The organism is Bacteroides sp. 2201st1_D9_2201SCRN_220225, from assembly GCF_040928965.1.
In the GTDB taxonomy this organism is placed as follows: domain Bacteria; phylum Bacteroidota; class Bacteroidia; order Bacteroidales; family Bacteroidaceae; genus Bacteroides; species Bacteroides stercoris.
This window is the reverse complement of the sequence record NZ_JBCODG010000060.1, coordinates 15335-23960: the sequence shown is the minus strand read 5'-3', so window position 1 is coordinate 23960 and position 8626 is coordinate 15335. Positions and strand designations below refer to the sequence as shown.

General features: G+C 45.3%; 7 protein-coding genes and 1 pseudogene. 2 read left to right on the top strand and 6 right to left on the bottom strand.

All coding sequences use genetic code 11. The features are described 5' to 3' along the window. The 4 genes from AB5903_RS16845 to AB5903_RS16830 all read right to left on the bottom strand — a co-directional run. On the bottom strand, positions 1 to 522 hold a 522-nt coding region (locus AB5903_RS16845), incomplete at its 3' end, for an HAD family hydrolase (protein WP_368118050.1). A gap of 160 nt (positions 523 to 682) precedes the next feature. Then, positions 683 to 2359, bottom strand: coding sequence for a glycoside hydrolase 43 family protein (locus tag AB5903_RS16840; protein WP_060385380.1), 1677 nt, complete (start codon positions 2357 to 2359; stop codon positions 683 to 685). 24 nt (positions 2360 to 2383) lie between these two features. Further along, positions 2384 to 3613 carry a DUF4861 domain-containing protein gene (locus tag AB5903_RS16835; protein ID WP_117899199.1) on the bottom strand — a complete coding sequence of 410 codons (1230 nt, stop codon included), beginning with the start codon at positions 3611 to 3613 and terminating at the stop codon, positions 2384 to 2386. A 111-nt stretch (positions 3614 to 3724) separates the two neighbouring features. Further along, positions 3725 to 5323, bottom strand: a complete 1599-nt coding sequence (locus AB5903_RS16830; RefSeq protein ID WP_022103704.1) for a glycoside hydrolase family 28 protein — start codon at positions 5321 to 5323, stop codon at positions 3725 to 3727. 334 nt (positions 5324 to 5657) lie between these two features. Between AB5903_RS16830 and AB5903_RS16825 the strand changes: the two genes are divergently transcribed. Both AB5903_RS16825 and AB5903_RS16820 read left to right on the top strand, forming a co-directional pair. Continuing rightward, positions 5658 to 6515 (top strand): enoyl-ACP reductase, encoded by an 858-nt coding sequence (locus AB5903_RS16825; RefSeq protein WP_005657379.1) that lies wholly within the window; start codon positions 5658 to 5660, stop codon positions 6513 to 6515. A gap of 129 nt (positions 6516 to 6644) precedes the next feature. Further along, positions 6645 to 7349, top strand: coding sequence for an SAM-dependent methyltransferase (locus AB5903_RS16820; RefSeq protein WP_016661874.1), 705 nt, complete (start codon positions 6645 to 6647; stop codon positions 7347 to 7349). Here the strand turns inward: AB5903_RS16820 and AB5903_RS16815 are convergent. Together AB5903_RS16815 and AB5903_RS16810 are read right to left on the bottom strand one after the other, a co-directional pair. Next, positions 7315 to 8433, bottom strand: a complete 1119-nt coding sequence (locus AB5903_RS16815) for a hypothetical protein (RefSeq protein WP_117899200.1) — start codon at positions 8431 to 8433, stop codon at positions 7315 to 7317. The genes AB5903_RS16820 and AB5903_RS16815 overlap by 35 nt on opposite strands. Positions 8434 to 8492: 59 nt before the next feature. Further along, a pseudogene (locus AB5903_RS16810) lies at positions 8493 to 8626 on the bottom strand (lipoyl synthase); the annotation flags it as partial.

Here is an 8626-nt window from a genome sequence, read left to right as displayed (position 1 = left end):
CTGCATATCCACGCCGGAATCTCCTACATAAAGCACATCTTTCCTATCTGTTTTGGCAATGGATAGAATATCGTCTACAATGGTCGGGTCGGGTTTCACGTTTACTCCTTCCCGTTGGCCGAATACGGCGACAAAGTTTATTTTCGGGAAATAGTGAGCTATCAGTTTTTGAGTTGCTGATTGGTATTTATTGGATGCAACCGCTATTTGCAGTCCCTGCGACTGTAATTGTTCCAGCAGTTCGGGTATGCCGGGATAGGGACGGCTCTTGTCGGCATTGTGTGCATCGTAGTAAGGAATGAATTCCTTACGGACACGGAGCACATTTTCCTCGCTCTTTTCTCCTTCGGGAAGGGCTCGCTCAAATAGTTTGTTGATTCCGTTGCCCACCATGAAGTTATAGGCTGATTCCTCGTGGGTGGGGTAACCAAGTACGCTCAATGCATGGTTGGTGCTTTGCGCCAAATCGGCAATGGTATTTAATAATGTACCGTCTAAGTCGAATATAACAAGTTTCTTCATTGTTTTCTCTTTTTATTTTGGGAACAAAGATATAACAATTTGCAGGGGTTATATAAAAACTCACCATAGATAACGCGGATTAATACCGATTTTAAGATAGATACCTGATAAACCGGAAATCAATGTTATCTATGGTGAGGCAGTATTTCCATGAAGCCTGTTATCTGGTAATTCTGAACCAGTCTACATCTGTCCAGCCGCCGTCGTTGGTAACGATAGCCGGGCGGGTACAGAACATGCCAACTTTGGCACCGATCCACTTGCCTTCTTTTACTTGGAACGGTTTGCCCAATGGCTGGAATTTCTTTCCGTTGAGGCTGTAACTGAAGTGGCACATTACCAACAGGTCGTGTCCGCCTTCGCTCTTGGAAATCTTTTTCCCGTCAGAGGTGAACTTGGCACGCAGGTAAATCGTATTATCCTTTAAATCGACTGTACCGTTTACGGTTTCGGAAGTACCTTTGTCTGCTTTGGGGCAAGACACTTGAGACAATACCAGGCCTTTGTCCGTATTTTCCAGGATAAGTCCGGCGTAGTCAAGTCCCATAACTACCAGTCCGGTACGTTCTCCTTTGTATTTCTCCGTCGGTTTGAAGGTAAGCTTCATTGTGGCGGTAAAGTTGTCGGAGGGAGTTTTTTGCAACAATAGGTTGGCTGCATCCCAAAGGTTCTTATATTCTTTGACAACCGGGTAGGAGTAAAGACGTACAATGCCCCGGTCGCCTGCATAATAGGCCCATTTTTCATTGATGTTGGCATGCCATTGCCACTGCGGAGAGAGGGTATAACCGTCAAACTCATCGCTTTCTTGCGGAGTGCGGATAGGATATGTCTTGCCTACGTTCGGCTTCGTATGAACCAGAACCGGGTCGCCGCAGCCGTCGCCGTCTTTGTCGATGCCGATAACCGGCCAGTCGTTTACCCATTTCATAGGTTGCAGGTGCACCAGACGGCCGTATGCGCCGACATCCTGAAAATGCAGGAACCAGTCTTCACCGGTAGGAGTGTCTACCCATGCTCCCTGATGAGGGCCGTTGATAGGGCTGTTACCCTGTGCCAGTACCTTCTTCCATTCGTAAGGGCCGTATATGTTCTTGGAGCGGAGGACAACCTGCCAGCCGGTGGGCACGCCGCCTGCTGGATGGAAGATGTAGTAATATTCTCCTCTTTTATAGAGTTTGGGACCTTCGCAGGTCTGATGCGCTTCATGACCGTCGAAGATGATGCGCGATTGTGTTATGGCTTGGGTGGCATCCGCATTCAACTCGCAGATGGATATGATGCTTTTCAATCCGGCACGGCTTCCTGCATAGGCGTGTACCATGTAGACCTTTCCGTCTTCATCCCAGAAAGGGCAGGTGTCTATGATGCCCTTGCCCGGTTTTACGAGCACGGGTTCTGTCCACGGGCCTTTGGGGTCTTTGGCTTTTACCATGAACGCGCCTTGGTCGGGGTCGCCCCAGAAAATGTAGAATTCACCGTTATGATGGCGGATGGCAGGCGCCCATACACGGTTGCCATGCTCCGGACGTTCCGGTGTTTCGATAGGGGGGAGGGCGTAGGGAACGGCAGCGCCGATGATACTCCAGTTAACGAGGTCTTTGGAGTGTAAAATCTGCAGACCCGGCAGGCAGTTGAAACTGGAAGAGGTCATATAGAAATCATCTCCTACGCGGCAGGCATCCGGATCGGAATAGTCTGCGTAGAGTATCGGGTTCTTATATTTACCGTTGCCTTGGTCGGCTACCCATACCTCGGAAACATAATTCTTTTCTTGTGCCGCCAGCGGCATTGCCAGCAGCAGGCTGAGTCCTAAAAGTGCGTTTCTGCTTTTCATGTTACGATTTGATTCTTTGAGTGTTTAATTCTTGATTTTAATCTGAACCGGGTGTTGCAACTCTTCTTTCCACTCGCGCATATAGGCAAACCATGCTTCGGGAGTAGGATATCCGAAAGTTTCCTTGCATGAAGTAAACATGGTGTAATGGTGGAAACGGTCGCTGCCCGGTGCAGAAAGGGTATAAAGGAAATTATCTTTATCTTTTACTTCCTGACGGATATATTTCTGAGGAATATAGGTGGCAATGCCCACTGTCTCTTTGGCGTATTTTACGGTGTCGTTGACCGGCCAGTGCCTTCCCCAACTGCCTATCAATCCTTTGTGATCTGATTCCGAGCATGTTTCGTTGCCCATGATATTCTGCACACCGGTACAGAACACTTCGTTCTCCAGCGGTTCGTCAAAGAAAGTCTCTACCAGCAGGTCACGGTGTCCGGCATAAAGGATATAGCGGTTGGTCATGTTCAATTCTTTTCCCTGATAGTTCCAGCCTTTTACGACTACATCGACTATGGTGCGTACAGGGCCATAAGCAAGAATGCTTTCGGTGCGGAAAGCTATCGGTTCTATGTGGGTGGCCTTCGTTCCGTCCCAACCTTTCAGGGCGCCGACACCGCAACTGTTGCCAACCATCAGTACATCGTCTCCGAAACCGCGTGCAAGCTGTTCGTCATTGGGATAAAAACCGCTTTCCTTGATTTCCAGTCCTTTTTTGAACTTGCCGTATGGGTCAACGGTTTGCTTTTGATTGAAATAAACGCGGTAAGCCACTAATTCCGATTCGAACATCGGCCCGTGCCCGTGTAGCATATTATAAAAATTGGTAGTGCCCGGTACTGTAACCGACTGTGTGGGGGCGTGCTTCTGCTTTTTTGTATCGCGTATCAGCATTTCGGCAAATACACGTGCCGGATAGGTCTTATCTGCTTGGGCGGAAGACAAGGTAATTGCCAGCGTTTTCTTGCTTTGGGCAGGAATGTCCATGACAAATGCCAGTTCATCGGCTTTTAAATCGCCGTTCAAGTCGTCCAGTTGCGAGGGGATTTCCTCACTGCCGTTCATTACAACAGCCGAACGTACGAGGAAGCCGGGTTGCAGGTCTTTGATTTTCAGTACTACCGGAGCATTGCTTTTGTCCTTGCTCCATGAGTTGGTTACTTTTACCGAAATGGTTTTGGTATTTGGTTGTGATTGTGCGGCAAGAGTGCATGCGCACATTAACAGGAAACCGGTTAAAAAGGTCGTTTTCATAAGGAATGTGTTTAATAAACTGCGGCAAAATTAAACTAAATAGAGCAGACAGCTCTTTCCCTTTTGGCAAAAAGACTGTCTGCTTTGCGCTTATTGCTTATTGAACTTTACTTAAAAATCCAGCATTTTTCCTTCTGCGCCAATAGCGGAATATACTTTTCCGTCCACTTTCAGATTTTTGGCGTTTTTCACATCCAATGTGTGTCCCTTAGTCTCTATACGTATGTTTTCCAATGTGACACCTTCCGCCTGGCTGATGACAACGCCTTCTTTGGCATCGTTGATGATTACATCCTTTACGGTTACATTCCTGATGGGCATTTCGGGCAGTCCGTTGAAGAACATGGCGCGTCCGGAACCCTTGCAGATGATATTGGAGATGTGAATATCCCGGAAAGAAGGCGTTTCAACAGTCACTTGGGGAACTGCTGTCTTCATGCGGCCTTTCAGGTCTTCTTCCGTTTCTTCACCGGCAGCCTTGCCGCCATAGAATAGGTCGAAGAGCAGTGCTTCGTGGGGTATATCAATCATGTGGATGTTGTGAATATAGATTCCCTCTACAACACCGCCGCGTCCTCTGGTGCTTTTAAAGCGCAAACCTACGTCTGTGCCGAGGAAAGTGCAATCTGTTACATAAATATTTTTCACGCCGCCGGACATTTCACTGCCCACAACGAAACCGCCATGACCATGTAACACAGTGTTATTCTTTACGATAACGTTCTGGCAAGGTTCGCCGCGTTTGCGTCCGTCCTCGTCTTTACCGGATTTGATGCAGATGGCATCGTCACCGGCATCGAAGATGTTATTGATTATCAATGCATTCTTGCAGGATTCCAAATCCAGGGCATCGCCGTTCTGAGAATACCAGGGATTGAATACTTTTACTTGGTTAATGGTGATGTGCTCGCATGATAGCGGATGCAGACACCAGCTTGGTGAGTTCTTGAATGTAACACCCTCTAACAGGACTCTTTTACTCTTGACGATATTGAGCAATACGGGGCGCAACCACGGACGGATTTCATTCCATTCCTCGTCTGTTTCGATACCTTCGGGATTATTGAAGTTCTTGCAGGCCAATGCTCCCTTTAACGATCCGGCTGTGGGATACCATATGGATTTGTCTACTACACCGCCCGACTTGACAAGTGCATCCCATTGGCCGGCAGTCAGTTTGCTTTTTTTCACCGGACGCCAGCTATCGCCCGAACCGTCGAATACACCATAGCCTGTAATGGCTATGTTTTCTGCGTTGCGCGCAGAAATAGGCGACTGGCAGCGGCGGGTATTCAACCCTTCAAACGATGTCTCAAGAATGGGATAGGCATTGAAATCATCTGTAAAGACAACGAGGGCATTTTTCTCCGTATGCAGATTGACGTTGCTCAATAACTCAATAGGACCTGTCAGCCACAATCCTTCTGGAATGACTACTTTACCGCCGCCTTTTGCATTGACGGCTTTAATGGCATCATTAATCGCTTTTGTGTTTAAGGTAGTTCCGTCGCTTTTGGCTCCGAATTGCAGGATACTGACTGTATAATCAGGAAACGACGGCTGCTCAACCTTTGGCATGTTGAAAGGCAATTCTTTATAGATGTTCTCATCTATAGAATTTTTGCATTGGGCATGAACAGCATTCTGTGCAGGCAGTAATGCAAGAGAAAATGTGGTAAGCGTAAATAGCTTTTTTAGTAATGTGTTCATTCGTGATACTATGTTAATGAATTTATGAATTTTGATTTGCGGATTAAGCGGCATTTCCTAATCTTTACTTTCCATCTTATTACTTCCCCGTAAGCTGCTCTCACGAGTGGCTTACGAAAGAAATAATAAATGATTCATGTTAACCTAATTCTAACCTTAAATAAATTATTATGAAAAAACCTCTTAATTACCGTTTGCAAATGTATCGGGCTTTGGTAGAAAAGATGTGTACAAATTGTTGGTTTTGGTGTATTTTTTGCGGTTTTACCCTTTTCTTTGTGTGCATTCGGGGTTTTTGCACTATCTTTGCAACTCAAAACTTAGTAAAAAAGGTATGAGTTACAATTTGTTGAAAGGAAAAAGAGGCATTATTTTTGGTGCTCTGAATGAGCAGTCCATTGCCTGGAAAGTAGCAGAAAAAGCAGTAGAAGAAGGTGCAACGATCACCTTGTCCAATACACCTGTCGCTGTACGTATGGGTGAAGTTTCGGCATTGGCCGAAAAACTGAATTGCGAAGTCATAGCAGCGGATGCCACCAGTGTGGAAGATTTGGAGAATGTATTCAAACGCTCTATGGAAGTGCTGGGCGGTCAGGTGGATTTTGTCCTTCATTCTATCGGTATGTCTCCTAATGTACGCAAGAAACGTACATACGATGACTTGGATTACGATATGTTGGATAAGACGCTGGACATTTCGGCAATATCTTTCCATAAGATGATACAGGCTGCCAAGAAGATGAACGCTATTGCCGAATACGGTTCTATCGTAGCTTTGAGTTATGTGGCAGCGCAACGTACGTTCTACGGTTACAATGATATGGCGGATGCAAAAGCACTGTTGGAGTCTATTGCCCGTAGCTTTGGTTATATCTACGGACGTGAGCACAATGTACGTGTCAACACAATTTCCCAGTCTCCGACAATGACCACTGCCGGTTCGGGTGTAAAGGGTATGGACAAACTGTTCGACTTTGCCAACCGTATGTCTCCGCTGGGTAATGCTTCGGCTGACGAATGTGCGGATTACTGTATCGTTATGTTCTCCGACTTAACCCGTAAGGTTACTATGCAGAATTTGTTCCACGATGGCGGTTTCTCCAGCGTAGGTATGAGTTTGCGCGCTATGGCTACTTATGAAAAAGGTCTGGATGAGTACAAAGACGAAAACGGAAATATAATCTACGGATAAAAAAGGATGATGAAGCGGTAAAGTGATAGGGTATTCAGGCTCATAGCCTTATCGCCTTACCGCTTTACCGCTTTTTTATATCCCTTTATAAATCTTACCACTCTATTTTTATTCCTTTAGTTGATTTACATGGAAACTGCTCTTTATCTGTTGCCTGTTACTTTAGGCGATACTCCTGTTGAAACCGTATTACCCTCTTATAATAAAGAAGTGATTTTAGGTATCCGTCATTTTATAGTGGAGGATGTGCGTTCGGCACGTCGTTTCCTGAAGAAAGTCGACAGGGAAATAGATATTGATTCGCTTACGTTCTATACGCTCAATAAGCATACTTCACCGGAAGATATATCCGGATATTTGAAACCGCTTGAGGCAGGAAATCCAATGGGAGTGATTTCCGAGGCAGGATGTCCGGCTGTTGCCGATCCGGGGGCGGATGTGGTGGCTATAGCGCAGCGTAAGAACTTGAGGGTGGTTCCTTTGGTCGGGCCTTCTTCAATCATATTATCGGTTATGGGTTCCGGTTTTAACGGACAGAGTTTTGCCTTTCACGGATATTTGCCTATTGAACCCGGTGAGCGTGCCAAAAAACTGAAAGCGTTGGAACAACGCGTGTATAATGAGCATCAGACCCAGCTTTTTATAGAGACTCCCTATCGTAACAATAAGATGATAGAGGATATTCTGCATAACTGCCGTCCTCAGACCAAACTTTGCATTGCTGCCGATATTACATGTGAGGGAGAGTATATTAAAACGAAAACGGTGAAAGAATGGAAAGGGAAGGTTCCCGATTTGTCTAAAATTCCTTGTATTTTTCTCTTGTATAAATAATTTCTTTTGTGTGTTCGTATTCACGTTCGAAACAACTGCTGAAAAAGTTTCTGTGAAGGTTATGCTCTATTTGCTGGAATGTCCAAAGTTTTCCGCCTTTGAACTTTTTGTTGCATAGGATGGAATCATTGTTCAGGTCAAGGATAAAGTTGTAGACCAGGCGGTTGGTAATTTCATTCTCAAAGTGGTACATGAAACAGAAGTGGAGATTTTGGGGCGGAGCTGAGGGAAGGATTTCTTGTAAGATCCTTTCAGCACCTTGTTCCAGAGTTTCTCCATACAATAAGTAGTTCTCCATTAATATATCCGTTTTGCCTTTTTCGAGTATGCTGCATTGAGGACGGGGCAGTAAAAACAGCATACCGTGTGAAGTTACGGTGATGCGGATAACGGGATTGATATATTCGTTTTTCCGGTTGATGGCTTCTGAGGGCATTGCTTTTCCAATAACATCTCCTTTTTTTGTCACGATAGGTACAAATACGGTATGACTCATTATCTTGTTGAAATAGTATATGCCGAACTGATTGAACAAGATACCCAGTATGAATACGCAGGGCGGCATGATACGGAATAAAATGTAGCGTAGCGTATCGTTCAGCGGATGCCCGAACAATATGGCAAGCGATATGATAAGAAAATGCAGGAAACCGATGAGCAGTAATACACGGGCCGATACTATGGCGGCTTCGGCTCCTTGTGCAAAAAACTGCTTGCAGCATTTATGGGTCTGGGCTGTGTGATAGCTCAAAAAGCGTCTTCTATTCAGAAAGATGATGAGCGGAGGTATAATCGCACTGATTTCCAGCGTAAACGGAAACATTGCTTCCGGACAATAATCAGCGGAAAAAAAGGAAGTTATTGTCAATAACAGTAACATTCCTGTTGTGCTGTATAATATGAATTGGGGGATATGCGGCCCCTTGCGCTGCCACATATAGATACTGGACAACACACCTACGCCTGCACCGATGTAGATAGCAATGTCTTGTATTATGAATTCACATAATATAATGGATATAATAACGGGAATATATCCGAGCGATATATTAAACTTAGATGATAGAATTCGTTGCTTGCCCATTACTACGCTATTTTGCCGTTTCCTATTCAACAAACAGCCGGTATAAAATGTTCTTTATTTCATTTTTTTTGTAGATATTGGGTTGATTTTTCTGCATGGTAGGACGAACGGACCAATGGTGCGCTTTCTACCTGGGTGAATCCTTTTTTTAATCCGAGTTCCTTGTAGGCGGTAAATTGGGCAGGGGTAACAT

What these genes read in the sequence shown, in the direction of transcription:
- AB5903_RS16840 (WP_060385380.1), bottom strand. Translation starts at nt 2,359, where the DNA reads ATGAAAAGCAGAAACGCACTTTTAGGACTCAGCCTGCTGCTGGCAATG.
- AB5903_RS16835 (WP_117899199.1), bottom strand. Translation starts at nt 3,613, where the DNA reads ATGAAAACGACCTTTTTAACCGGTTTCCTGTTAATGTGCGCATGCACT.
- AB5903_RS16830 (WP_022103704.1), bottom strand. Translation starts at nt 5,323, where the DNA reads ATGAACACATTACTAAAAAAGCTATTTACGCTTACCACATTTTCTCTT.
- AB5903_RS16825 (WP_005657379.1), top strand. Translation starts at nt 5,658, where the DNA reads ATGAGTTACAATTTGTTGAAAGGAAAAAGAGGCATTATTTTTGGTGCT.
- AB5903_RS16820 (WP_016661874.1), top strand. Translation starts at nt 6,645, where the DNA reads ATGGAAACTGCTCTTTATCTGTTGCCTGTTACTTTAGGCGATACTCCT.
- AB5903_RS16815 (WP_117899200.1), bottom strand. Translation starts at nt 8,433, where the DNA reads ATGGGCAAGCAACGAATTCTATCATCTAAGTTTAATATATCGCTCGGA.